Origin of the sequence: Kitasatospora sp. SC0581, from assembly GCF_048159585.1 — a bacterium.
In the GTDB taxonomy this organism is placed as follows: Bacteria; Actinomycetota; Actinomycetes; order Streptomycetales; family Streptomycetaceae; genus Kitasatospora.
The window spans coordinates 126,672-152,107 of the sequence record NZ_JBLRWA010000010.1; the positions used below are offsets into that span (position 1 = coordinate 126,672).

Consider the following 25,436-nt stretch of genomic DNA (forward strand, 5'->3'; position numbering starts at 1 on the left):
CGGTGGAAGAGCCGTGTGGGAAGGTGGCGGTCATGCCGCAGCTCGGTCGCCGCCTCCGTTCCCTCCGGTTCACGCTCGGGCTCGCTCCGACGGGCTTCGCCGCAAGCCGGGAGACCGGCGACCCGGCCCTGGAGCACGCCCTGGCCGGCCCGGCGACGCTCTGCGGCATCCCCCGGCGCCGGGTGACGGTCTACCGGCATCCGTTCGTCGCGAGGAAGCGGCGCGGAAGCTGCCCGCGGTGCAGGGCGAAGGCCGTCGACGCCCCGTCCGGGCCCTGAGCGGAGCCGGCTTTGAAGCAGACTTCGGAGCCGACCGGGACGGCCGTACCGCCTGCCGTCGCCGAGTACGACCGGTCGCCGAGCACGACCCGCAGGCGTCCGCCGCCGATCGTCCTCAGCCGGTCACGGGGAAGCGGTCGATGTTGCGTTCCACCCAGGTGCGCAGGTGCGCCAGCGGGGCGCAGGCGTCCACGCCCAGCGGGGTGAGGCTGTACTCGACCCGCGGGGGGACCTCGGCGTGGATCTCGCGGTGGACCAGGCCGTGCTCCTCCAGCCTGCGCAGGGTCTGGGTGAGGACCTTCGGGCTGACGCCCTGCAGGCGGGTACGCAGTGCGCCGAAGCGCTGCGGGCCGTCCTCCAGGGCGCCCAGGGCGAGGGCGCTCCACTTGTTGGCCAGCAGGTCGAGCATGTCGCGGCAGGGGCAGGCCGCGGCGTAGACGGACTTGGGGTCGGTGCAGTCGGGGGCGTGGGTCTTCGCCGTACGGGTCGTCGTCACGCGCCGATGGTACCCATTGGTACCCGTTGGGTACTGCTTCGGTACCCAACGGGTACCAATGGTCCTTGCGGGTAACCACTACCTTCCGCATACCGTCTCCGACGTGCCCGGACACCCCGGGTGGCCCGAGGAGGAGAGCCCTGATGACCGCCGTGCCCGCGACGCCCCCGACGCCCGAGACCGCCGGGATCCCGGCGACGATGCCCGCCGTCGCCTACCGCCGGAGCCTGCCGGTCGACGACCCGCAGAGCCTGCTCGACGTCGAGCTGCCGGTGCCCCGGCCGGGCCCGCGCGACCTGCTGGTGCGGGTCGAGGCGGTGGGCGTCAACCCGGTGGACCACAAGGTCCGCCAGAGCGCCGACCCGGGCGGCGAGCCGCGGGTGCTGGGCTGGGACGCGGCCGGCACCGTGGTCGCGGTCGGCCCGCAGACGGAGCTGTTCCGGGTCGGCGACGAGGTGTACTACGCCGGCGCCCTGGACCGGCCCGGCGCCGACTCCCGCTACCACGCGGTGGACGAGCGCCTGGTCGGACGCAAGCCCGCCACCCTCTCCTTCGCCGGGGCCGCCGCGCTCCCGCTGACCGCGCTCACCGCCTGGGAGGGCCTCTTCGAACGCCTCGGCCTGGGCACCGGCGGACCGGAGCAGGGCGGCACCCTGCTGGTGACCGCCGCCGCGGGCGGCGTCGGCTCCCTCGTCACCCAACTCGCCCGCGCCCTCACCGGCCTGACCGTGATCGGCACCGCCTCCCGCCCGGAATCGGCCGACTTCGCCCGCCGCATGGGCGCCGACCACGTGATCGACCACAGCCGCCCGCTCGGCCCGCAGCTGGCCGAGGTCGCCCCCGGCGGCCTCGACCACGTCTTCAGCACCGTCGCCACCGACCGCAACCTCACCGCCTACGCCGGGGCCCTGAAGCCCTTCGGCGGCATCGTCGCCGTCGACGACTTCGACTCCCTGGACATCGGCGTCCTCAAGGGCAAGAGCATCTCCTTCCACTGGGAGTTCATGTTCACCCGCTCCCTGCACGCCACCGCCGACCGGGCGGTGCAGCATCGCATCCTCGACCGGGTCGCCCGCCTGGTGGACGCGGGCGTCCTCACCACCACCGCCACCCGCGACCTCGGCCCCGTCAACGCCGCCAACCTCCGGGCGGCCCACCGCCTCCAGGAGTCCGGTACGGCGATCGGCAAGACGACCCTCACCGGGTTCTGAGCCGGTGCCCTCCCGCCGCACCGGCCAGATCGAGGCCCTCATCGCCACCGGCGCCGGGGCGGTGGCGGCCCTGGCCGCCCGGGCCCTGCTGTCCGGCGTCTACCAGCACCACGGGCAGGACCCGGCCGTGCCCGCCTGGCTCGACGCCGCCGTCCTGGCCACCGGCGCCGCCACGGCCGCCCTGCTCTACCGATGGCTGCGCCGCCGCCCGGGAGACTGACCCCCGCCCCCGCCCGCGCCCGCCGGATCCCCGTTCAGCCCGTGCCGGCGCGGGCGCCCTCGGCGGGCGCGGGGGAGCGGGGGAGCGGAAGTGGCGGTGGATCCGGTGCGGGTCTGCCAGGCTGTTCCGGTGTTCGAATTCCGTCTCTGGCTTGCCGCGTTCCCGGAACCCGTACCCGAAGCCGAAGCCCGCAGCTACTGGAACCTGAAGGACCACCCCACCCCGCACCTCGACGGAGCCCTTAGGCGCGCGGACTACGTCTACGTCGGCGCCTGGGGGGACAGCCACCTGTCGGACGAGCCGCAGTCCGGCCGCTGCCCCGCCGTCAGGATCTTCGACTGGTTGTTCTACCGCGGGACCATCGACAGCTACCAAGCGCCGCTTCTCGACGCCCGGTTGAGGGACGAACTCATCAGGATCCACCAGCCCCGCCCGGGTGACCTGCCCGCGGAGTCCACCGACGCGGAGACGATCGCCGCGTTCCTCACGGCGCACCTCGGCCGGTACCTGCTGCCCGAGGAGGAGCCACCGGCCACGGCATGAAACGTCGGCCGGGCCGGCTTCCCGCTCCGGCACGCGGGGCGGGGCCTCCCGGTCAGGGGACGGGCCGTCCCGCCAACCGGCCGGTGTGGCGCGGGAAGTCGGACGGGCCGACTTCCCGCGCCGGGCGGCTGCCGAGGGCGCGGCGCAGGTGCCGGATCTCCGCGTGGGCCTCGGCGAGTTGGCGGCGGACGTCGGGCTGGGAGGACGGCGGGGGCGGCGCCCCGGTGGTGCGGCGCAGGGCCGCGACCCACTCGCCCTCCTCCGCCGGGCCCACCCCGCAGGCCCGGACGAACTCGACGAGGACCCGCTCGGTGCAGTCCCGCTCGCCCGCCAGCACCCCGTGCAGGGTGCTGCGCGGCAGGTGGCTCACCGCGCCCCGCACCGCGCGGGTCTCCAGCTCGCGCAGGGTCGGGCTCCCGGCGCGCAGCCGCAACCGCCGCATGGCGACGAGCAGTTCGGAACGCTCCGTGACGTACCGCAGGGCCCGGTGCGCGGCCGGTCCGCAGCCCGCGACCTTCCCCCTCCGGCCGGGCCGGCGGGCGTCGGCGCGCAGCCACAGCCGCTCGGCGGTGCGCACCGAGCCGCCGCAGGCCCGGACGTAGGCCTCGGTGACCGGCCAGGTCGGCACCGTACGGCCCTCGTCCGCGCGGGAGAGGGTGGCGAGGGAGACGGGCCGGGTGAATTCGACGGTCTTGCACGCCATCTGGCTGTAGGTGAGGCCGGAGCGCTCGCGCAGTCCGCGCAGCCACCGCGCGAGCGTCCGGACCTCCTTGTCCTGCTCAGCCAGGGCGCTGTTCAGGCGCCCCACCGGCCGCCTCCTAGCGGGCCCGGTGGACGGTGAGCGCCTCGGCCAGGCGGCGGACCAGCTCTATGCCGAGCAGTCCGGCGCCGGCCAGGGTGGCGACGGCGGTGCGGGCGGGGGTGCCGAGGGTGGTCAGGGCGGTGGTGAGGAGGAGGACGACGACCACGAGCACGGTGGCCGGGACCGGCACCGGGATGCCGGGGGCCGTCCGGACCTCGACGCACGCCGCGTTCGCGGCCGGGGTGTACTGCTGTTCCATGCGGTCTCCGCTTCGCTGGGTTGCGGTTGCTGCCACTCGACCGGGGTCCTCACGCGCCCGTCCGGCCTTCCAGAGCCGGGCGGGCTGGACACCCACGCACAGGGTCGCCGTGTACCACGGGGGCGGTCCAACGGTTTACGCCGCCGTTTCTCGCCTTGTCCCAGTCGAAATTGAAAAACCGTCAGAAGGAATTCGCAGCTCACGGACGTCCGGCCGTCCGCACCCCCGGGTCCCGCTACCCGCCGCGTCCGACCTCCCGCGCACTTTCGGGCTTGCCGCGAGGAAATCGAAACGCCATCCTCAGTGGATATCGGCGGGGTGAGCGCCCCGCACCAGCCCAGCCCCGGCCAGGAGCCGGAGGCGCCAGGGCCCGGCGCGGCATTGGCCTGTCGCGCCCCATGCACGCGGTCTCCCCGGCCGTTGCCACTCGACACCATCCAGGGGATCCGGCTTGCCCTGTTCCAGCAGGGCGGGCCAGCTGCGGCACCCTCTGCCGCGCCGAAGTCCGCACCACCGGGCCGGTCGGTCCGTCGGCCGGCTGCCGGTCAGTCGGTCGGCCGGCCCGCCTGCCGGTCCGTCGGCCGGTCCTCCCGCCGGTCGTCCCGCTGGTCGTCCTGCCGGTCCGCCGCGACCGGCAGCAGGCCGCGCTCGCCGAACACCTTCTTGGCGACGAAGGTGGCGTTCAGGGCCTTCGGGAAGCCGCAGTAGCCGGCGGAGTGCAGCAGCGCCTCGACGATCTCCTGCGGCGTGAGCCCGACGTTCAGCGAGGCGTTGACATGGACCTCCAGCTGCGGCTCGCACCCGCCGAGCGCGGTGAGCATGCCCAGGGTGACCAACTGCCGATCGCGCGGCGGCAGCCCCGGCCGGCTGTAGATCTCCCCGAACCCCCAGGCGACCACCTGGTGCCCGAGCTCCGGACTGACGTCGCCCAGCGCGTCCACCACCCGCCGCCCGACCTCGCCGTCGATCCGCTCCAGCACCTCCAACCCGTGCGCGAAACGCTCCCGGCGGACCTCGGCCTCGTGCGCGGACCTGCTCATCGGCGCCGCTCCTCTCCCGTTCCCGCGCCGCCGACCACGTGCGGCGGCGACCACGGCAGAAACCGTAGAACTTGGAGTGCGCTCCAACTCAAATCCGACACGCACCCCGCCCCGCAGGAAAATTTGCGGTCCAGACCCCCTGAAATGCCATCACTGCGCCCTGGCTGAGCCGAAAGATTTCCTGCGGCCGTACCATCCGAGGGAACGGTCGCAGCCCCCTGCGGCCGCGCCCAGAGTCCCGAGTCCCGCGAGACGGAGTCGCCATGCCCCCGAACGTCTTCCGCAACGGCATCGGACGGCTGCTCCCCGCCCGCGGTCCTGACGGCCTGAGAGTCTGGAGCATCGACCAGGCACCGAGGAGCACGCTGTACGGCGCCCCCGTCGAGGCCAACATCCTGCTCGAAGACACCGACGACCTCGACCGGGCCGACCTCCCCCTGGTCGCCGAGGTCCTCGGCAGGATCGACCACTACCTCGAGACGGCGCTCCACTTCGTGCGCGAGGCAGTGGCGGCCGACCCGGCCCTCTTCGGCCTCACCGAAGCGGAGTCACAGCCCTACCTCCGCCTGCCGGCCGCGGACCTCCCACTGGACTCCCCCCAGCTCAACTTCTACCTCGACGAGTGGCACCTCCACTTCGCCGAAGGCCGCCTGCCCATCTGCGACCCCTACGGCCTCGCGGTCGTCTTCGACGGCCAACAGCCACTGAGAGTGGAAGACCTGAGCGACGCCAGCCCCATCGACCCCGACACCACCGAGATCCCGGGCCGGCAGAACACCTGACCCACCCCTCGCCCACCCCGACTTTCCACGCCATGCCACTCCCGCCACCCCTCGCCCACCCGCAGTTCCCGGGCCCCAGCCCGCACAGAATGGAGGGTGGGCGCGCGGGCCGGAGCGGAAAGTCAGCGGGCCCGACTTCCTGCTTCGTTGCTCCGGACCCCTCGCCCCTGCCCCGCTGGGTGGGGATGTGGGCGGGGTGATTGAGAAGTCGGTGGGCTCGACTTCCTGTGTGCGACACTCCCATCACCCACACACACACCGCTCTGCCGGGTGGGGGCGGGGGTTGGAATGGAGTGAGAAGTAGGAGGAGTCGACTTCTCGTGCCGCATCGATGTTCGCCGGCTGCAGCTCGGTCAGCCTCGCTCGTCCGCCCGCAGGTTGGCTGGCAGTCCCTCTTTTTGGGCCCCGGCCTGCGCGGCGTGGCGGATGAGCACGGAGGCTGGAGTGGGAAGTCGGCGGGTCCGACTTCTCGTGCTGCGCGACTCCGTTCCCTTCTGGCTTCGCTGGGTGAGGGCGGGTGAAATGGGAGTCGGATGGCTCAACTTCCCACGCTGTGCTGGTCCGTTGGTGGCTGCGGCGAGCGGATCGGAGTGAGAAGTCGATGGGGCCGACTTCCTGTGCTTCGCTGCTCTGGGCCCTCGCCCCTGCTCCGTTGGCTGGGGATGTGTGGGCGGGTGAGTGGGAAGTCGGTAGGGCCAAGGTCGCGTGCGCGCGGGGCGGCTGGTGGGGGAGCGCCCGTGCGAGGTGGGGTGGGAAGTCGGTGGGCTCGACTTCCTGTGCTGCGTTGGGAAGTTGGTGGAGTGAATGCGGTGAGCGGGCCGGATTGGGAAGTCGGCGGGGCCGACTTCCCATGCTGCGCGGGCGGTTGGTGGGGAAGTGCACGTGCGAGGTGGATCGGGAAGTCGGTCGGGCCGACTTCCCGCGTTGCGCTGGGCGGGGCGGGGGTCAGGAGCGGTGGTACTGGATGGGGGTGGTGACTTCGGCGCCGAGGGTGGTGGCGGCGTGGCGGGCCCAGTAGGGGTCGCGCAGCAGTTCGCGGCCGATCAGGACGGCGTCGGTGCGGCCTTCGGTGAGGAGGGCCTGGGCCTGGGTGGGGTCGGTGATCAGGCCGACGGCGGCCACCGGCAGGTCGGTCTCGCGGCGTACGGCCTCGGCGAAGGGCACCTGGAAGCCGGGCGCGGCCTCGATCCGGGCGTCGGGGACGAGGCCGCCGGTGGAGACGTCGAGCAGGTCGACGCCGTGGGCCCGGAGCTCCTTGGCGAGGCGGACGGTGTCCTGGGAGGTCCAGCCCTCGCGGCCGTCCTCCGGGTTCTCGGTGAGCCAGTCGGTCGCGGAGACGCGGAAGAAGACCGGCAGGTTCTCGGGCCACACCGAGCGGACGGCGTCGACGACCTCCAGCGCGAAGCGGATGCGGCCCTCGAAGGAGCCGCCGTAGCCGTCGGTGCGCCGGTTGGTGTGGGGGGAGAGGAACTGGTGCACGAGGTAGCCGTGGGCGCCGTGGACCTCGGCGACCTGGAAGCCTGCGTCGAGCGCGCGCCGGGCGGCGTCGGCGAACTGCCGCACGATCTCGCCGATCTGCTCCTCGGTGAGCTCGTCCGGCGTGGTGTGGGCGGGGGAGAAGGCCTCGGTGCCAGGGCCGACCGGGGTCCAGCCGTGCTCCTCGTCCGGGGCGACGGGGCGTCCGCGGTCGACCCAGGTGCGCTCGGTGGAGGCCTTGCGGCCGGCGTGGGCGAGCTGGATGGCCGGGACGGTGCCCTGGCTCTTCAGGAACGCGGTGATCCGGCGGAAGGCGGCGGCCTGCTCGTCGTTCCAGATGCCGAGGTCGTACGGGCTGATGCGTCCCTCGGGGCTGACCGCGGTGGCTTCCGTGATGATCAGCCCGGTGCCGCCGGCGGCGCGGGCCGCGAGGTGGGTGAAGTGCCAGTCGGTCGGGACGCCGGCCGCGGCGCCGTCCGGGGCCGCGCTGTACTGGCACATCGCCGGCATCCAGATCCGGTTGGGGACGGTCAGGGACCGCAGGGTGAGCGGGGCGAAGAGAGAGGTGCTCATGTCGGACTCCCGGTGGGGTCGGCTGACGCCAGGACGCAGGTGAAGCAAGGATGCGGGGTGGAGCAAGGGACGCAGGGCGATGCAAGGGCGAGCATGCAACTTTTGCAGCTGCATTTACACTCGTAAACAATAGTTGCGTGCGCACGGACTCGCAAGGGTTCCCCGTCGGCGCGCCCTCCCGACACCCTCCCACCTGCGACAATCGCTTCCATGATCGAATCCGCAGCCACCAGCATCCCGGAAACGCCCCTCACCGTCGCCGCCGCCGCGATCATCCAGGACGGCCGGCTCCTGGTCGTCAGCAAGCAGGCCGCCCCCGAGGTCTTCTACCTCCCCGGCGGCAAGCCCGACCCCGGCGAGGACGCCCTCCAGGCGCTGGCCCGCGAACTGGGCGAGGAGCTCGGCGCGGCCCCGGTCGACCCCCGCCACCTCACCGACATCCGCGCCACCGCCGCCCTCGAAGGCGTGCCCATGCTGATGACCGTCTTCACCGCCACCCTGGACCGCGAGCCCGTCCCCGCCGCCGAACTCGCCGACCTGCGCTGGACCGACGGCCGCGACGACACCCTGCGCCTGGCCCCCGCCGTCCGCGACCACCTCCTGCCCCTGCTGCGCGAACGCGGCGACCTGGCCTGACCCGCAGGCCCGGCCCGCCCAGAGGCCCGGAGACCCGAAGACCCGCAGGCCCGCAGACCGCGACGGCCCCCGCCCGGGCGGGCGGGGGCCGAAACGGCACGGACGGTCCTCCGTCAGCGCGCCGTCTGCGCCACCCGCTGCGCCGGAACGGCGCCCCGCGCGGCCCGCACACCGGCGGAGGCACCAGCAGGGGCGGCAGGGGAAGCCGGGGAGGCGCCCAGTGCGGTGCCGCGGGTCTCCTCCGCCCACGCCACGCAGACCAGCAGCCCGAGGGCGGTGACCCCGGCGGCGATCAGCATGGTCGGGCCGGTGCCCAGCCCGGTCAGCGACAGCGGCAGCAGGTAGGTGCCGACGGCCGCGCCGATCCGGCTCACCGAGGTGGCGACGCCCACGGCGGTGGCCCGGATCTCGGTCGGGAACAGCTCGTTTGGGTACGTCCAGTCGAGCACGTTGGGCCCGCCGCACAGGAAGGCGTAAGCGCACAGCGCCAGCAGCGCGATCGCGGCCGGGGCGGTGGGCCACACGCCCAGCAGTGCCAGCGGGACGGTCATCAGCGCGAAGGACCAGATGATGACGGGCCGGCGGCCGCGGGTGTCGATCAGGCGCAGCGCCGGGTAGCAGCCGAGCAGGAAGACGAGGCTGATCAGGCCGGTGCCGAGGGTCTCCATCACGGTGCCGCCCGGCATGCCGAAGGAGGAGAGGATCTGCGGGCCGAAGGTGAGCATCGCGAACAGCGGGCCGACCTGGCACATGAAGAACAGGCCGCAGAACAGGGTGCGGCGCCGGTAGGGCTGGGTCATCAGCAGGCGCAGTCCGGCGGGGCGGCCGCGCTCGGCCGGATCGGGCATCAGCTCCCGGCCGTCGACCCGGACCCCGAGGTGCTTCTCGACCACCCGCACCGCGTCACCGACCCGCCCGTTGGCGGCCAGCCAGCGCGGCGACTCCGGCGAGCCGCGGCGGATCACCAGGAACACCACGCACAGCACCGTGGAGCTCGCCAGCATCCACCGCCAGCTGCCCGGCCCGGCCAGCTCCAGGAACAGGTAGCCCACCACGTAGGCGAGCACCGAGCCGGCGTACCAGGCGACGATCTGCTGCCCGAGCAGGCGGCCGCGCTTCTTGGCGGGCAGCCACTCGGCGAGCAGCGACGTGGCGATGGGGTAGTCGGCGGCCACGGCCATGCCGAGTACGAAGCGCAGCAGGGTGATCGCCCACACCGCGTCCACCCAGAAGGAGAGCACCGAGCAGGCGACCATCACGAGCAGGTCGGCGGTGTACATCACCTCCCGGCCGATCTTGTCGGTCAGCACGCCGAAGAGCGCGCCTCCGACGAACATGCCGACCAGGGCGGCGGCGCCGATCAGGCTGACCTCGGCGGTGGAGAGTCCGAGGTCCGGGCGCATCCCGATCAGGGCGACGCCGACGATGCTCAGGATGTAGCCGTCGAGCAGGGGTCCGCCCGAACAGGCGAGGGCCAGCCTGCGGTGGAACGCGGTATACGGGGCGTTGTCGATGGTCTGGGACATGTACTTGGGGTCCTCCGGAGCGTACGGCACGCACTGCGCACCGTGCGCCGGGTAGACGGCAGGGGAAGACGCCGCCCACCTCGGACGGCGCCACCGCCCGGTCACAACGGGCGACCGTCCACGGTTGCCCCGGTTCCGAGGGGGCGCCACCGGGGCGAAGGTCGAGGGGATTCGCGACCAAGGTCCCGAAGCGGACGGGCCCTTCGCCCGTGCCGCCACGGCGCCCGCCCAGTCCCGCCACGGGGCCGCGCCGCCGGGCGCCGCGAACGCGCGCCGGACGTGACCCTGGTCACTTCGGACCGTCAACGACCCCTGGAATGTGGCCCATTCCACACCGGGGCGGTGCCCGTCCGTACGGGACCGACCCCGCCGCGTCACCGCCGGGGCGCCGTCACGAGCCCGCCGTGAGCGCGGCGTCAGCCCGTTGTGAGCCCGTCGTCAGCTCCTCCCGGAGGGCCGCCCGAGACCGCGACCGCCAGCGGCACGGCGACGTCCGCGACGTGCTCCAGCGGCCCGGCGGTCGCCCAGTTCGGGTGGTACACCTCCCGGTTCGGCCCGCCCCGCCCGTACCCGCGGGCGGCGACCCAGGCGGCGACCGCGTCGTGGGCGGCGGCCATCGCGGCGGTGCGCCGGCGGGTCAGGGCGGTGTACGCCTCGCGGTGCGCGGGCTCGACGCGCACCGCGAACGGGCCGTGCGGCCCGACGCCGTGCGGCCCGACCGCGTCCGGGGTGGGGGCGCAGACCTCGACCAGGGCCTCGCAGTCCTCGCCCACCAGGCCGTGGTAGACCGCGAACAGCGGCCCCGACAGGCACGCCCCCGCCTCCCGCAGCCGGCCGAGCAGCAGCCCGGAGGCCTCGGCGAGGAAGCCGGGCAGCGCGGCGGCGTCCACGTGCCGCCGGACGAACAGGACGTGCTGCTCGGGCACGTCGCGCTCGGCGACCTCGAACACGGCGGTGCCCCGTCCGGCCAGGACCTCGCGGGCGTAGCCCACCGCCTCCCGGCGGGCCGCGTGCTCGGCCTCCCGCTCCCGCCAGTACGCCAGCAGCTCCCGTTCGCCCGCGTCGCCGTCCGACTCGGCCGCGTCCAGCACCGCCGCGATCCGCGCCAGCGGCAGCCCGGCGGCGCGCAGCAGCGCGATCCGCCGGGCCCGCTCGACCTGCGCCGGGCCGTACCGCCGCACGCCGGTGCGCGGGTCGACCAGGGCGGGCGGCAGCAGCCCCCGCGCGCCGTAGAGCCGCAGGGCCTTGAGGCTGAGCCTGGTCCGGGCGGCGAGTTCGCCGATGGTGATCGTGTCGTCCTGCACGCCCGCCACTGTGCCCCCTGCCCCAGGGGGAGAGGCAAACGCCGAACACGGAAGGGGACGAACACGGAAGGGGGCGGACACGGAGAGGCAAGCCGCACCCCCTTTGTGGCGGTACGTCAGCCTTCCCACCGGATCCGCCCGCCTGTTCGCGGCGCCGAGCGGGCCGGTTCACCGGCGCGTGAACTGGAGGCCGTCCGTGCACGGTTGACTGCCCGCGGCCTGGGAGGAAACGCCCCCGGGCCGCACCGTCCGCGGGCGAACGGCACTTCCGGCGCCCCGCACGCCGCCGGAGACGCCCGAGCCCGCCGCCGCACGAGGAGACCCCCATGCCACCCCCGCCCGCCGGCACCCGCACCCGCACCCGCCGCCGCGCCCTGGGCGCGCTCGCGCTGGCCACCGCGCTGGCCGCCGGCCTGCCCGGCCTCGCCGCACCCGCCTGGGCCGCACCGGTCCCCGCGCCGAGCCGGGCGCAAGCCGACCCCGACCTGGTCCTGGATCGCCCCGGGGAGTCGGTGGTCACCCGCCGCGAGGTCACCCCCATCGCCCCCGGCCTGACCATGACCTCCTTCGACCGCCTCGGCGGCCCGGGCTGGATCCGCGGCAAGGTCCTCGTCGCCGACCTGGACACCGAGGGCCTGAGCGTCGACTACCTGTCCTCCGGCAAGGTGACCACCCGCCAGAGCGTCACCGACATGGCCCGCGGCGCCGGAGCCGTCGCCGCGATCAACGGCGACTACTTCGACATGAACGCCTCCGAGGCCCCCCTCGGCGTCGGCGTCTCCCGCAAGGACGGCCTGGTCCAGGCCCCCGTCGAGGGCTGGAACCAGGCCGTCACCGTCGGCACCGACGGCCTCGCCCGGATGGCCCAGGTCTTCCTGGAGGGCCACGCGAGCCTGCCCGGCGGCCGCGAGCTGACGCTGAACGGCGTCAACACCTACGGCCTGCCCGCCGACGGCGTCGGCGTCTTCACCCCCGCCTGGGGCGACGCCACCCGCGGCAACGTCGCCAACGGCTCCGCCGAGGTCGCCGAGGTCGAACTGCGCGACGGCCGGGTCACCGCCGTCCGCGACACGCTCGGCGCCGCCGTCCCCGAGGGCGCCACCGTCCTGGTCGGCCGCGAGGCCGGCGCCCGCGCCCTGCGCGACCTCAGGCCCGGCGACCGGGTCTCCGTCGGCTACCGCCCGCGCGCCTCCTTCGGCGAGGTCGCCGTCGCCGTCGGCGGCTACCAGGTCCTGGTCGCCGACGGCGTCGCCCAGCGCTCCGGCGAGAACGACGGCAACGAGCTCAACGCCCGTACCGCCGTGGGCTTCTCGGCCGACAACCGGCGCATGTACCTGGTCACCGTCGACGGCCGGCAGGCCGACAGCCCCGGCATCAGCCTCCCCGACCTCGCCGTCCTGCTGCGCGACATGGGCGCCCACAACGCGCTCAACATGGACGGCGGCGGCTCCGCCGCGATGGCCGCCCGCCTGCCCGGCGCCGAGCGCGCCGGCACCGTCAGCAGCCCCTCCGACAACGGCGGGGAGCGCGCCGTCGCCAACGGCCTCGGCCTGTTCTCCACCCCCGGATCCGGCCAGGCCAAGGGCTTCCGGCTGCGCCCGGCCCCGGCCGTGGACACCGCCGCCCGCCTCTTCCCCGGCCTGCACCGCACCGTGCGTGCCCTGCCCCACGACGAGGCGTACGGCGCCGTCACCGCGACGCCGCCCGCCACCGCGTGGTCCACCGCCACCGGCGCCACCGCGAGCGTCGAGGGCCGCGGCCTGGACGCGGTCGTCACCGGCCGCGCCCCCGGCGCCGCCGAGGTCGCCGTCACCGCCACCGGCGCCGCGAAGGCCGTCCTGCCGCTGACCGTGCTCGGCCCGGCGGTACGCGTCAGCGCCGGCAGCGCGCCGATCGCCCTCGAAGGCGCCGGCGCCACCGCCCGCCTCACCGTCACCGGCTACGACGCGCTCGGCCACACCGCACCCGTCGAGGCCGCCGACGTCAAGGTCACCGGCGGCGAGGGCGTGGTCGAGACGAGCGCCGCCCCCGACGGCACCATCGCCCTCAAGGCCCTGGCCGACGGGAAGTCCGCCACCCTCAAACTGACCGTCGGCACCCTGGAGAGCGCCGTCGCCGTCACCGTCGGCATGACCGAGAAGCCGTTCGCCGACTTCTCCGACGCCGCCGCCTGGAAATCCGGCAACGACCGCGCCCCCGGCGGCTCGACGGCCCCCGCCCCCGGCCCCGACGGCACCCACGGCCTGCGCCTGGCCTACGACTTCACCCACTCCACCGGCACCCGCGGCCAGTACGCCATCGCCCCCGAGGGCATCGTGCTGCCCGGCCAGCCCCGCTCGATCACGATGTGGATCGAGGGCGACGGCAACGGCGCCTGGCCGCGCGTCCAGTACCGCACCGCCGCCGGCGTCACCGCCAACCTCGACGCCCCGATGGTCACCTGGACCGGCTGGCGCAAGGTCGAGTTCCCCGTCCCCGCCGGCGTCCAGTACCCGCTCACCTTCCAGCGCTTCCGCCTGATGGAGACCAGCGCCGCCCGCTCCTACACCGGCGCCCTCACCCTCTCCGACCTGCGCGTCAAGGTCGCCCCCGACGTCGAACTGCCCGTCCAGCCCAAGGTCACCGACCCCGTCGTGCTCACCCACGGCACCGTCGACGGCCGCCCGCTGCGCGTCGCCGTCATGTCCGACGCCCAGTTCATCGCCCGCAGCCCCGACAGCGACATCGTCCAGGCCGCCCGCCGCACCCTGCGCGACATCGCCGCCGCCAAACCCGAACTCCTCGTCATCGACGGCGACTTCGTCGACGAGGCCGCCCCCGCCGACTTCGCCCTCGCCCGCACGCTCCTCGACGAGTTCGACCAGCTCACCGGCCACACCGTCCCCTGGCACTACGTGCCCGGCAACCACGAGGTCATGGGCCCCGGCACCATCGACAACTTCAAGGCCGCCTTCGGCGACACCACCCAGGTCTTCGACGTCAAGGGCACCCGCTTCGTCACCCTCAACAGCTCGCTCGGCACCCTGCGCGGCAGCGGCTTCGACCAGATCGCCACCCTGCGCACCGCCCTCGACGGCGCCGCCCAGGACCCGTCCGTCACCGGCCTGCTGCTCTTCGAGCACCACCCCACCCGCGACCCGCTGCCCGACCAGGGCAGCCAACTCGGCGACCGCAAGGAGGCCGCCCTCGTCGAGCAGTGGCTCGCCGACTTCCGCACCAAGGGCAAGTCCGCCGCCATGGTCACCGGCCACGTCGGCGCCTTCCACGCCCAGAGCATCGACGGCGTCCCGCACCTGATCAACGGCAACTCCGGCAAGGGCCCCGCCGCCGAACCCGACCGCGGCGGCTTCACCGGCTGGACGATGCTCGGCGTCAACCCCGCCGCCGGCCGCGTCACCGACCCCTACGCCACCGCCGACGACGCCTCCGCCTGGCTGCGCGCCGAGGTCCGCGCCCGCGCCGACACCGTCGACCTCCAGGCCCCCACCGCCCTCGGCCTGCTCGAAACCGCCCCCGTCCACGCCACCTTCACCCAGGACGGCGAGCGCACCGTGCCCGTCGCCTGGCCCGTCACCGCCCAGTGGGGCGGCACCGCCGTCCACATCGGCACCGCCGCGAGCGCCCCGCGCACCGCCGTCGCCGCCTACGACCCGGCCACCGCCACCCTGACCGGGCTGCGCCCCGGCAGCGGGACGCTGAGCGTCACCGTCGGCGGGGTGAAGGCCGAACAGCCGCTCACCGTCGGCGCGTTGCCCGCCTGCACCACCACCGTGCGCGGCCGGCACTCCTCGCTCGCCGTCACCTCGGGCGTCACCTGCCTCCAGGGCGCCACCGTCGACGGCCCGGTCCTGGTGCAGCCCGGAGCCTCCCTGGTCGCGCTGGACTCCGTCCTGTCCGGCCCGCTCTCCGCCCGCGGCGCGAACACCCTGGTGCTGAGCGACACCACCGTCAACGGCCCGGTCGCCGTCAGCGGCACCACCGGCACCACGGCGATCCTGCGCGCCACCCTGTCCGGCCCGCTCCACCTCGCGCTCAACAAGGGCGCCACCCTGCTGGCCGGCACTACCGTGCGCGGCCCGCTGGACTGCTCCGGCAACACCCCGGCCCCGGTGAACGGCGGCCTCGCCAACACCGTGAGCGGCCCGAAGGGCGGCCAGTGCGCGAAGCTGTGACCGACCGTCGGTGACACGCCGCCAGTGACCCACCGCAGGCCCGGACCGTGACGCACGGTCCGGGCCTGCGGTGCCGTGTCCTACGTGGCCCGGTGGCTCTTGACGAGGTCCTGCACGGACGTGGGGACGGGGGTGCCCGGCGGGACGTGCTTGTCGGGGACGGGATCGCCGTACGTCTGGCGCACGGTGAGGACGCCGCCCCAGGCGTGGGGGTAGTCCAAGTCCCGCTGGGTCTCGTGTTCGGGCCCCTCGGGGTGGGTCGCGATCTTGGCGTGGACGGTCGTCTCCTTCTCGTCGAGGTCGATGGAGAGGACTCCGATGGTGGGGTGATCGTGCCCGTCCGTGTCCAGGTCGGTGTCGTCGATGGGGCGCAGCTCGCTCCAGCGATTGGGGATGACCTGGTCGCTCAGCGCCTGGAAGGTCTTCGCGCGGGCGGAGGGGGCGACCTTCCTGGCGACGCCGTTGACGACGACGGAGCGGTAGTCGAGGGAGGTGCTGATGGCCGCGCGTCCGACGACGAGGCCGTCGACGACGGTGGCGGTCAGGCTGACGGACACGCCGTCACCGCTCCACAGGTGCTTCAGTGAGACCGGGAGCCAGTCCGGGTAGTAGATGGACCCGTGCAGGTAGAGGAGCCTCCTGCCGCCTTCCTCGTGGTAGGCGTAGACCATGGGGACGCATCGGGGCCTGATCGTCAGCTGGCCGTCCAGGGTGGTGATCTCGAGGTGCGCGACGGTGCAGACGAAGCCCGCCTGGAGGATGGGGACCCAGTCGTTCGGGTCGGTGCTCACCTGAGTCCTCTTGGCGAACGCCGCGGCGTCCGACGACCCTGTGACGGTTTCCGGCTCCTGGGGCACGGCGGCTCCTTCGAAGTGAGGGACGGGAGGTCGGGCTCTGCCGGTGACGGGAGCGGGCCCTGGACACGGGTCATGACTACGGCATGGCGGGCGCCCGACGGGCCCCAACGTGCGCGCGGCGGTGGCGGATCACCCCGCCAGAGCAACCCCCCCCCGGCCGGCAGGGCCCGCAGGGTGCCTGGACGTTCCTATGCGCCATTCGGCCGTCCGCCGTTGGAGCGGGAGCACCTCGTGGCCATGGCGGTCGGTCCGACCGGTTGGCTGACGGGGGCCGGTCACCACGACCGGAAGAACGTTTCGGCTCTTCCGGTCGGTTGCTGGAGAGGGTAATTCCTCATACCGGCAAGGGGATTCACGGACCGGTGACGCTCATGCGTGTCCGCCCCGGCCGCGGGCCGGGGCGGAACCATACTCGTGGACGCCGAGATCAGCGAGGTGATCCGAAAGGGGACGCCTCCGCGGCGGATGCGAAAGGGAGAGCCATGCCGGACAACGGTGAGTTCTCGAATTCCCTCGAAGAGTTCCTCAAGAAGATCGATGGCTGGTACCGCGACAATCACGAGGGCTTCAAGACCCTGTTCGACGCGACGATCGCCAACGTGGTGAAGTGCCCGGCCGACCCGAAGGCACCCGAGGACGAGAACGTGTACTACGACTGGCGGGGGGCGACGATCGAGGACCTGAAGAAGTTCTTCACGAACTGGTACGACGACTGGTACAAGACGAAGCCCAACTCGGGCCTGAACTACATCGAGAAGTTCAGCTGGCTCACCTACGAGAACGACTACGGGATGGTCTTCGTGACCTGTGGTCCCGGCCTGGAGATGACCGAGGACTTCACCAGGCTGCAGGGCGGGCAGATGGATGACACGGGGAAGGACGGGCAGAAGCTCATCAAGCTCTGGGAGAGCGAACTCGGCACGAGGATGGCGGACTTCAAGGACGGCCCCTGGGCCACCTTCAACCAGTTCTTCATCCGGGAACTGAAGGACGGCAAGCGGCCGATCGATGCCCCGGACGACAACAGCGTGGTGGTCGCCCCGACCGACTGCGTCATCAACATGATCGTCGACGACCTGGCCGAGGAGACGCCGATCCCGGTCAAGACGGTCACCATGAACGTCAAGCAGCTGCTCGCCGGTTCCGATTACTACAAGAGGTTCGTCCCCAGGGAGGAGGGCGGCAGGATGCTCCCCGGGGGCACGGCCGTGTCGTGCATCCTGATGCCCGACACCTACCACTGGTACCACGCGCCGGTAGCGGGTGAGGTCGTGGAGTCCCACGACGACGTCCACGGAATCTACTACGGGATGCGGGACTTCCCCGAGCTCCTCAACAAGGGGAACGTCGGCTACGGGTTCGACTACGAGATGTTCGACACCTTCCGCCGCGGATACCTCATCTTCAGGACGATGTTCACCGACCCCAGGGGGGGCAAGCACGAGACGCACGTGGCGATGGTGACCGTCGGCCTCAACTCGATCGGCTCCGTGCAGTACGAAGCGGACTTCAAGAACCCCCAGAAGCCCGTCCCGGTGACGAAGGGCCAGAAGATCGGGAACTTCCAGTACGGCGGCTCCCTGAACATCCTGCTGTTCGAGCACGGCCGCTTCCCGGCCCTGCAGCTGCACATGGGGCAGCGCATCGGGACCCTTGAGGACCCGGGGCGGACGAACGGGCTGTTCAGCCACCCCCACCACGCGCAGTCCCGCCGGGGCATCCCGTTCGCCCGGTGATCCTGCTGATCCCGTCGATCCCGTTGATCCGCTCCCGAATGAAGGACTGAACCATGGAACCGGACGATCTCGTCACGTCGATCCCGGCGAACCTCCTCGACACCAAGAGCCTCGAGCTGGGGATCCGCTCCTACGCGGGGCGCGTACAGCTCGACGGCACGGGCACCGCGAAGAACAACCTCTTCTACTGGTTCTTCGAGAGCCAGACCTGCAGCCCCCACGTGCCCGTCGCCGACCAGCAGGACCTGATCAGCGCCACACCGCTGGTGATCTGGCTCAACGGAGGCCCCGGCGCCTCCTCACTGATCGGGCTCTTCCTGGAGAACGGCCCGCTGACCATCACCGAGGACACCGTCGGGACCGTGTCGCTGACCACCACCAGCTGGAACCAGGAGGCGCACCTCCTCTACTGGGACCAGCCCCTGGGCGCCGGGTACAGCCACTCCGACGACCCCAAGCACGACGAGTACGTCGAGGACGAGGCCGAACTCGGCCACATGTTCTGGCAGGCGCTCCAGAAGTTCTTCCAGCTGCACCCCGAGTACGCGAAGTGCCCGCTGTACGTCTGCGGCGAGAGCTACGCCGGCAAGTACGTGCCGGCGATCGCCCTGGAGATCGACAAGCAGAACGGGCGGAAGGCGGGACAGCACATCGACCTGCGCGGGATCGCGGTGGGCAACGGCTGGATCACCCCCGAGCTCTCGCTGGGCCTCATGATCGACTACGTCTACACCACCGGATTCATCGGCCTCGGCCAGCGCGAGGAACTGCTCCGGGACTACGCGAAGGTCCAGGCCGAGATCAAGGAAGGCAGCATGGTCCAGGCCACCAAGGACGGCAACGCCCTGGTGGACAAGACCCTGGCCTACGGCGGGAACTTCGACATCTACGACGCCCGGGGCTGGAAGGGCCTGCCCTGGGAGACGCTGAAGGCGTACCTGAACACCGATCCCGTCAGGAAGGCCCTGCACGTGCCGCTCGGGCTCGAGTGGACGTGCGAGGACAACAGCGGCCCGGTGGCCGATGCCCTGGTAGAGGACAACATGGCGGACGCGTCCGACAAGTACGGCGCGCTCATCGACAGGAGCGACGGGGGCATCAAGCGCTACAAGGTGCTGCTCTACACCGGGAACTTCGACACCGCCTGCGGCTTCCGGAGCACCGAGGAGATCCTCGACAGGCTCATGCGGGACCGCGACCCGGAGTGGCACGGCGCGCCCCGCCTGATCTGGCAGCAGCCGCCGGGCGACCCCAAGGGCTTCGTCCGCCAGCGCGGCAACCTGACGCAGGTGTCCATCCCCGACTCCGGTCACGAGGTGCCGGCGTACCAGCCGGAGACCTGTCGGGAGATGCTCTACAACTGGCTCTTCGAGCGTCCCTTCCACGGGCACGACCCGCAGGGACCGCTCGCGTAGCGGACCGGCGACGGCGCCGGGGAGTTGATCGGACGGCGGGGCGGCACTGCGGTGCCGCCCCGCCGTTCGTGGTGCCGCGGGCGCGGGGTGGTGATGGCCTGAGCTGAACATCATTCATATGATGGCAAGTCAGTAACTATCAGCCGGTGCCACGATCCTCGGAGGGCGTCCCGGACCAGGGCGCGCCCAGGGGACCGGGCCGGCCCCCGGATCCGCTCCGGCCCCCTCGGGCTCGATTCAGGGAGAAGCATTGCGCGGCACCGTGCTCGCCGACCGCTACCGGCTGGTGGACTGGCTCGGCGGCGGGTCGATGGGCGACGTGTGGCTCGCCGAGGACGAGGTCCTGGGCCGCCGGGTGGCGGTCAAGGTGGTGAAGCCGGCCCTGCTGGACGAGCCCGGCTTCGCCGAGCGCTTCCACGCCGAGGCCCGCGTCATGGCCCGGCTGCGGCACCCGGGCATCGTCGGCGTGTACGACTACGGGCACAGCGGCGGCGACGGGGCCAGCGGCGACGCGCACGGCGACGGGCACGGCGGTGCGTACGGTGCCGGGACCGGTCGGCGCCCGGTCGGCTACCTGGTGATGGAGCTGATCGACGGTCAGCCGCTGAGCGCCGTCCTGGAACGGCGCGGAGCCCTGCCGGTGGCCGAGGCCCTGCGGCTGGCCCTCCAGGTGCTGGAGGCGCTGGAGGCCGCGCACGCGTCCGGGGTGGTCCACCAGGACATCAAACCCGCCAACCTGATGGTCAACGGCGACCGGACGGTGATCGCGGACTTCGGCATCGCCGGCCCCGCCTGCGACCCCCGGTTCACCGTACCCGGGGTGGTGCTGGGCACCGCCGCCTACCAGGCACCGGAACAGGCCTCCACCGGGACGGTCACCGCCTCGGCGGACCTCTACGCGCTCGGCGTGGTCCTCTACGAATGCCTCGCCGGGAGGCTCCCGTACGACGGGGAGACCGCCCTCGAACTGATCCTCAAGCACCTGACGGAGCCCGTCCCGCCGCTGCCCGGGGACGTGCCCGCGCCGGTGCGCGCGGTGGTCGAGCGGGCGATGGCCAAGGACCCCGGCGAGCGCTGGCCCGACGCGGCGACGATGGCTGCGGCGTTGCGCCAGGCCCTCGCGGCGGGCGAGGCGGCGGTGTCGCCGTCGGGCCCGGAGCGGCCCGTCGCCCGGCCCGTCGCCCGGCAGGCGCCGAGGGCCCGGCGCATACCCCGCCCCGGGCGCCGCCTGCGGGCGCTGGCCGGGGTGACGGCACTGACGCTGCTCTGCGTGGCCGGGGCCGCCGGGGCGACGGTGGTACGGCCCGGCCGGGACGCCACGCCGCCCGGCGCCGCCGTCGCCGGGCCCGCGGCCGGGTCCGCGGTGGCGGGCGCCGCCGCCCTCGTCGAGGCCGGCCGCCCGCCCGCCGGACAGCCGTCCGCCCCCGCGCAGGCCCCCGTACCGTCGGGCGGACCGGGCACGGGCGAGAGCCCCGCGCCCGCCGCCGGGCCCGGACCGGCCACCGCCCCGCCGTACGCCACGTCCGCAGCCCCGCCGCCCGCGCCGGTCCCCGCCGCGCCCGCCGCCCCGGCCCCCGCCCCCGCCGCGGGCCAGAGCCCGGCCGCGCCCGCGCCGACCTCCGCCGCCCCCGACCGCCCCGCCCCCGGCGAAACGGCCACCCCCACGACGCCCGCGACCCCGACGCAGTCCGCCCAGCCCACGCCGCAGCCCAAACCGCAACTGCCCGCCGAGGCGCGGATCACCGGCACCAACGGCGCGCTGGACAACTACTCCTCCAACGACCAGGACGGCAACACCGTCGGCACCTACTTCGCCAACGGCACGGCGGCGCAGCTCTGGCGGCTGGACCGGGTCGCCGACGGGATGTACTACCTGCGCAACGCCTCCAGCAACTTCACCAAGGTGCTGGACCAGGACCGCAGGAGCGGACTGGTGCAGATCTGGACGAGCCCGCCGGCCGACTGGAACCAGGTCTGGGCCATCGCGCAGGTCCCGGGCGGCTACCGGATCGCCAACGTCGCCACCCAGCTGTGCCTGACGTCCGAGGGCATCGGCGTCGGGACCCACGTGGCGTCCTGCACGGGCGCGCAGAACCAGGTGTGGACGTTCAACTGAGCCGCCGGGAGCCGACTGCCCGGCTCCGACCGGAGACCGCCGTCGACCGGGGCCGCGACGGCGAGCTGTACGACTGCGACGCGGACGACGCCGGGTTCGTCCGCGATCCGGGGGCCGGGGCGGCGCTGTGGGCGGTGCCACGGCCCCGGGTCACCACGGGGCCATCACCAGCTCGCCGATCACCTGGAGGCCGACTCGTGCCGCCAGCCACGGGGCGCGTTCGGCCTCGACATGCTTGACGTGCACGAACACCGTGTGGTCGGCCGCCGGCTCCGTCAGGTCGAGGTCCCGGGCATGCGCGCAGACCGTCACGTAGGCGCCCCTGGGACCTCCGGCACCGAGGCCGATGTCGGGAGCCTCCGGCCAGCCGGAGAAGTCCCAGCGGACCGACACCGGGCATGCCCCCGCCGCCGCCAGGACCGGCCGCACCACGTCCGCGGACATGCCCCAGCCCATCAACCGGACCGGGAGGTGGGCCGACGGCGGGTCACCCCTGTCGGAGGAGCCGTGTCCGGCGCCGTCGGCCCACCACTCGGCACCCGGCAGGAGGCCCAGGAGCCGTTCGAGGGCCCGCGCGTCGGGAACGCGCGCGTCGAAGTCGACCTCGAGCTCCCGGGTGTCGGCGAGATCCAGCAACCGCCCGGCGGCCCGCAGGGCCTCGTCGAGGTCCGCCGTCCTCAGGACCGGTCGCGCGTAGGAGTTGGCCATGGCGGGGAGTCTGCCAGGGCGCCCGCACTCGGAGATACCGGTTTTGTCCGCGCCCTGGACCTGCCGGCGTCCCCCTGTCCTCCCGCGGAGGCGCCCCCAGGTCGGCTCGCCGGACCGGGCGGACCTCAGGCGGGTCACGCCGGCAGCCAGGACGGCCACTGCCGGCGCGGCCGGACGGCGGGCCGGGCCGGGCCGATCAGCTCGCGCAGCCGGGCGGCCTCGGGGGAGCCGATGGAGGCCAGGATGTCGTAGGCCTCCGACCGGTGCGCCCGGGCCGCCTCCCCGGCGGCATCCCCGGCATCCCCGGTGCCCTCGGCGGCTGCGCGGTCGGCGAGCGCGTCGCCGAGCGCCGCCAGGGCCAGCCCCCGCCCCCGGCGGTCGCCGTCGAGCGTCAGCACCTCCACCGCCCGCCCGGCCGCCGCCACCGCCTCCTCGCCGCGGCCGACGGCGCGCAGCGACTCGGCGAGCCGCAGCAGCGTACGGCCGGTGCGGCGCCGGTCGTCCGGCCGCAGCAGGGCCAGGGCGTTGCGGTGGTGGCGCAGGGCCTGCTCGTACTCGCCGCGGTCGTGGGCGATCGTCCCCAACGAGTCCAGGGCGAGCGCCTGGAGCTCGTGGTCGGCGAGCTCGTGGCAGATCAGCAGGGACTGGTCGACGACGCGCACCGCCGCCTCGGACCGGCCGAGCCCGGTGAACGCGCCTGCCAGGTTGAGCAGTTCGGCCGCCACCGAGCGCCGGTCGCCGAGTCGATCCCACACCGAGATCGCCGCCGTGAAGCCGTCGACGGCGTCGCCCGGCCGGCCGACCTGGGCGAACAGGGCGGCCAGCGAGGCGTGGGCCAGGGCGAGCAGCGGCCCCGGCAGGTCGTGGGCGGTGCACAGGTCGCGGGCCCTGAATAGCTCGGCGAGGGCCGCCGGTTCGGAGCCGACCTCGGTCAGCAGCCGTCCGAGCACCAGCCGGGCCCTGACCTCGCCCGTCCGGTCGCCCGCGCGGACGGCGGCGTGGAGCAGCACCTTGGCCGCGTGCCCGAGCGGCCGGGCGGCCTGGCCGGTCTCGCACAACAGGACGTAGCCGAGCAGCAGTTCGGCCGCCAGGTCGAGCCGGGGCGGCTCGGGGAGGGCGGCGTACTGGCCGACCAGCGCGCCGATGCCGCGGTAGTCGCCGCGGCCGTGGGCCGCTGCCGTACCGCAGCCACCGCCACGGGCGGCGGCGCCGGTGAACGGCAGGGCGGCGCGGGCGGCGGCCGGGCCGAGGGCCGCGACGGTCTCGCCGTGGTGGCGGGCCATCAGGCGGGTGAGGACGGCGGCCGGCCGGTCCCCCTCCGCCTCCGCTTCCCCCTCCGGGGCGAGTTGCAGGGCGAAGGCGCGCAGCAGGTCGTGGTACCGGTAGCGGTCCGGCGGCGCGGTCTCCAGCATCGAGCAGTCGACCAGCGACTCGGCCAGCTCCTCGGCCTCCCGCTCGGGCAGGCCGAGCACCGCCGCGACCGCCCCCGGCGACAGGTCGGGCACCTCCGGCACCGCCAACAGGCGGAAGGCCCGGGCCTGTTCGGGCGTCAGCTGGTCGTAGCCGAAGCGGAACGCCGACTCGACGGCGAGGTCCCCGGCGCGCAGCACGTCCAGCCGCCGGCGGTCCCCGGCCAGCTTGTCGAGCAGCCGGGCCATCGACCAGCCCGGCCGGCAGGCGAGGCGCGCGGCGAGGATCCGTACGGCCAGCGGCAGGTGGCCGCAGAGCCGCACGAGCTCCCCGGCCGTGTCCGCCTCGGCCCGCAGCCGCTGCCCGCCGACCACCCGTTCGAGCAGGCCCAGGGCCTCCTGCGGGGCGAACGCGGTCAGCTCGACGACGTGCGCGTTGGGAAGCGAACCGAGCCTGGCCCGGCTGGTGACGAGCACGGCGCAGCCCGCCCGGCCGGGCAGCAGCGGCCTGATCTGTTCGGCGTCCCGGGCGTTGTCGAGGACCACCAGCACCCGCCGGCCGGATAGCAACGAGCGGAACTGGGCGGAGCGTTCGGCGAGCCCGGGCGCCAGCCCCTCCGGCGGCACGCCCAGGGACCGCAGGAAGGCGCCCACCGCCTCCTCGGGCCGGGTCGGGCGGCCGTCGGCCCCGTGCAGGTCCAGGTAGAGCTGGCCGTCGGGGAAGTCGGCGGCCAGCGTGTGCGCGACGTGGACGGCCAGCGCCGTCTTGCCCACGCCGCCCAGGCCCGACACCGTCGCCACGGGCATGGTGCCGGGGGAGAGCAGGACGGCCCGCAGCGCCTCGGTCTGCGCCTCGCGACCGGTGAAGTCGGCGAGGTCGGCCGGGACTTGGGTCGGCCGGACCGCCGCCGGGTACGGCGCACGGGCCGCGGCGGCGGGCCGGGCCGTCGTCGGTGCGGGCGAGGAGGTGGGCGTGGCCGAGGGCGAGGACGTGGACGCCGAGGTGGGCGCGGGCGCCACGAGCGCGGCGTCGGCCACCAGGATCCGCCGCTGCAACTCGCGCAACCCGGGCCCGGCCGAGACGCCGAGCTGCGCCCGCAGCCGCCGGTCCGCCGCGCGGTACACGCCCAGGGCCTCCGCCTGCCGGCCGGTCCGGTAGAGGGCGAGCATCAGCAGTTCGGAGAACCGCTCCCGGAGCGGGTACTCGGCCACCACGGCGGCCAGTTCGGGGACGGCCTCGCCGGACGGCCCGGCCTCGACCTCGGCCTCCAGACAGGACTCCAGGACGGTCACCCGGCGCTCGGCCCACTCGCCGCGCTGCCGCTCGGCGTACGGGCCGGGCAGCCCGGTCATCGGCTCGCCCTGCCACAGCGCCAGCGCCGAGCGGAGCACGGCGGCGGCGCGGGCGTGCTGCCCGCCGGCGCGCAGCTCCCTCGCCTCGCCGAGGAGTTCCTCGACCCGGTGGGTGTCCAGCCCGCCGGCGTCCAGGGCGAACAGGTAGCCCCCGCTGAGCGTGGTCGGCGCGGCGGGCCCCAGGACGCGGCGCAGGCGGTGGACGTACGTCCGGATCACGGCGGAGGGCTTGGCGGGCGGATCATCGCCCCACAGGTCGTCGACCAACTGACCGGTCGACACCGGGTGGTTGGCCCTCAGCAGCAGCGCGAGCAACAGGCTCCGCTGCTGCGGCGATCCGAGCACGAGCTCGCCGCCGTCCCGCCACCCCCGCAGCGGCCCCAGCACCGTGAACCGTAAACCACCCACCGGCCAATCCCCCTCCGCCCGCACACGATCCCCCGGCCGCGCATTTTACCGACCGCATCACCCCTGGTCAGGGACGAGGCCCCGGGCCCGTCCGGGAGTACGGGGATACCCTGGCC

Annotated in this window: 20 protein-coding genes; 10 read left to right on the forward strand and 10 right to left on the reverse strand. The window is 73.9% G+C overall.

The genetic code is table 11. The features are described 5' to 3' along the window. The first annotated feature begins 32 nt into the window (after positions 1-32). Positions 33-278, forward strand: coding sequence for a hypothetical protein (locus ACLWS4_RS18435; protein ID WP_388048250.1), 246 nt, complete (start codon positions 33-35; stop codon positions 276-278). Between the two features lie 115 nt (positions 279-393). On the opposite strand, the gene ACLWS4_RS18440 is transcribed toward ACLWS4_RS18435, so the two are convergent. Next, positions 394-774, reverse strand: coding sequence for a winged helix-turn-helix transcriptional regulator (locus ACLWS4_RS18440; RefSeq protein WP_074005307.1), 381 nt, complete (start codon positions 772-774; stop codon positions 394-396). 200 nt (positions 775-974) lie between these two features. Here ACLWS4_RS18440 and ACLWS4_RS18445 point away from each other — a divergent pair, with 200 nt between their 5' ends. From ACLWS4_RS18445 to ACLWS4_RS18455, 3 genes are all read left to right on the forward strand, one after another. Further along, entirely contained in the window at positions 975-1,985 is a 1,011-nt protein-coding gene (locus ACLWS4_RS18445; RefSeq protein ID WP_416874689.1) for a zinc-binding alcohol dehydrogenase family protein, read from the forward strand. 4 nt (positions 1,986-1,989) lie between these two features. Beyond that, positions 1,990-2,205, forward strand: coding sequence for a hypothetical protein (locus ACLWS4_RS18450; RefSeq protein WP_416874638.1), 216 nt, complete (start codon positions 1,990-1,992; stop codon positions 2,203-2,205). A 129-nt stretch (positions 2,206-2,334) separates the two neighbouring features. Further along, on the forward strand, positions 2,335-2,748 hold the full coding sequence (locus tag ACLWS4_RS18455; protein WP_380777536.1) for a hypothetical protein: 414 nt from the start codon (positions 2,335-2,337) through the stop codon (positions 2,746-2,748). A gap of 52 nt (positions 2,749-2,800) precedes the next feature. On the opposite strand, the gene ACLWS4_RS18460 is transcribed toward ACLWS4_RS18455, so the two are convergent. The 3 genes from ACLWS4_RS18460 to ACLWS4_RS18470 form a co-directional block, all read right to left on the reverse strand. Further along, a complete protein-coding gene (locus ACLWS4_RS18460) occupies positions 2,801-3,556 on the reverse strand; it encodes a helix-turn-helix domain-containing protein (protein WP_416874639.1) in 756 nt (251 codons plus the stop codon). 10 nt (positions 3,557-3,566) lie between these two features. Continuing rightward, positions 3,567-3,809 carry a hypothetical protein gene (locus tag ACLWS4_RS18465; protein WP_049649932.1) on the reverse strand — a complete coding sequence of 81 codons (243 nt, stop codon included), beginning with the start codon at positions 3,807-3,809 and terminating at the stop codon, positions 3,567-3,569. Positions 3,810-4,354: 545 nt separating this feature from the next. Beyond that, on the reverse strand, positions 4,355-4,849 hold the full coding sequence (locus tag ACLWS4_RS18470; RefSeq protein WP_416874640.1) for a carboxymuconolactone decarboxylase family protein: 495 nt from the start codon (positions 4,847-4,849) through the stop codon (positions 4,355-4,357). Positions 4,850-5,112: 263 nt separating this feature from the next. Between ACLWS4_RS18470 and ACLWS4_RS18475 the strand changes: the two genes are divergently transcribed. Next, positions 5,113-5,631, forward strand: coding sequence for a hypothetical protein (locus ACLWS4_RS18475; protein ID WP_416874641.1), 519 nt, complete (start codon positions 5,113-5,115; stop codon positions 5,629-5,631). A gap of 945 nt (positions 5,632-6,576) precedes the next feature. Here ACLWS4_RS18475 and ACLWS4_RS18480 read toward each other — a convergent pair. Further along, the gene (locus ACLWS4_RS18480) at positions 6,577-7,680 is read right to left on the reverse strand and encodes an NADH:flavin oxidoreductase/NADH oxidase (protein ID WP_416874642.1); all 1,104 of its coding nucleotides are present in this window, start codon (positions 7,678-7,680) and stop codon (positions 6,577-6,579) included. Between the two features lie 210 nt (positions 7,681-7,890). Between ACLWS4_RS18480 and ACLWS4_RS18485 the strand changes: the two genes are divergently transcribed. Continuing rightward, a complete protein-coding gene (locus tag ACLWS4_RS18485) occupies positions 7,891-8,316 on the forward strand; it encodes an NUDIX hydrolase (RefSeq protein WP_074005315.1) in 426 nt (141 codons plus the stop codon). 113 nt (positions 8,317-8,429) lie between these two features. On the opposite strand, the gene ACLWS4_RS18490 is transcribed toward ACLWS4_RS18485, so the two are convergent. Both ACLWS4_RS18490 and ACLWS4_RS18495 read right to left on the reverse strand, forming a co-directional pair. Further along, complete coding sequence (locus ACLWS4_RS18490) at positions 8,430-9,842, reverse strand: MFS transporter (RefSeq protein ID WP_416874643.1); 1,413 nt, start codon at positions 9,840-9,842, stop codon at positions 8,430-8,432. Between the two features lie 416 nt (positions 9,843-10,258). After that, on the reverse strand, positions 10,259-11,146 hold the full coding sequence (locus ACLWS4_RS18495; protein ID WP_416874644.1) for a MerR family transcriptional regulator: 888 nt from the start codon (positions 11,144-11,146) through the stop codon (positions 10,259-10,261). 326 nt (positions 11,147-11,472) lie between these two features. Here ACLWS4_RS18495 and ACLWS4_RS18500 point away from each other — a divergent pair, with 326 nt between their 5' ends. Beyond that, positions 11,473-15,318: a phosphodiester glycosidase family protein gene (locus tag ACLWS4_RS18500; protein ID WP_416874645.1), complete on the forward strand. Its 3,846-nt coding sequence runs from the start codon at positions 11,473-11,475 to the stop codon at positions 15,316-15,318. 80 nt (positions 15,319-15,398) lie between these two features. On the opposite strand, the gene ACLWS4_RS18505 is transcribed toward ACLWS4_RS18500, so the two are convergent. Further along, complete coding sequence (locus ACLWS4_RS18505; protein ID WP_416874646.1) at positions 15,399-16,109, reverse strand: pyridoxamine 5'-phosphate oxidase family protein; 711 nt, start codon at positions 16,107-16,109, stop codon at positions 15,399-15,401. A 548-nt stretch (positions 16,110-16,657) separates the two neighbouring features. Here ACLWS4_RS18505 and ACLWS4_RS18510 point away from each other — a divergent pair. The 3 genes from ACLWS4_RS18510 (at position 16,658) to ACLWS4_RS18520 (ending at position 21,442) form a co-directional block, all read left to right on the forward strand. Continuing rightward, positions 16,658-17,911, forward strand: a complete 1,254-nt coding sequence (locus tag ACLWS4_RS18510; RefSeq protein ID WP_416874647.1) for a phosphatidylserine decarboxylase — start codon at positions 16,658-16,660, stop codon at positions 17,909-17,911. A 53-nt stretch (positions 17,912-17,964) separates the two neighbouring features. Beyond that, the gene (locus ACLWS4_RS18515) at positions 17,965-19,326 is read left to right on the forward strand and encodes a S10 family serine carboxypeptidase-like protein (RefSeq protein ID WP_416874648.1); all 1,362 of its coding nucleotides are present in this window, start codon (positions 17,965-17,967) and stop codon (positions 19,324-19,326) included. Positions 19,327-19,576: 250 nt separating this feature from the next. Then, positions 19,577-21,442 (forward strand): serine/threonine protein kinase, encoded by a 1,866-nt coding sequence (locus ACLWS4_RS18520; RefSeq protein ID WP_416874649.1) that lies wholly within the window; start codon positions 19,577-19,579, stop codon positions 21,440-21,442. A gap of 150 nt (positions 21,443-21,592) precedes the next feature. On the opposite strand, the gene ACLWS4_RS18525 is transcribed toward ACLWS4_RS18520, so the two are convergent. Beyond that, positions 21,593-22,150, reverse strand: coding sequence for a hypothetical protein (locus ACLWS4_RS18525; RefSeq protein ID WP_049661056.1), 558 nt, complete (start codon positions 22,148-22,150; stop codon positions 21,593-21,595). A gap of 134 nt (positions 22,151-22,284) precedes the next feature. Beyond that, positions 22,285-25,320 carry an AfsR/SARP family transcriptional regulator gene (locus ACLWS4_RS18530; protein WP_416874650.1) on the reverse strand — a complete coding sequence of 1,012 codons (3,036 nt, stop codon included), beginning with the start codon at positions 25,318-25,320 and terminating at the stop codon, positions 22,285-22,287. Positions 25,321-25,436: the final 116 nt, after the last annotated feature.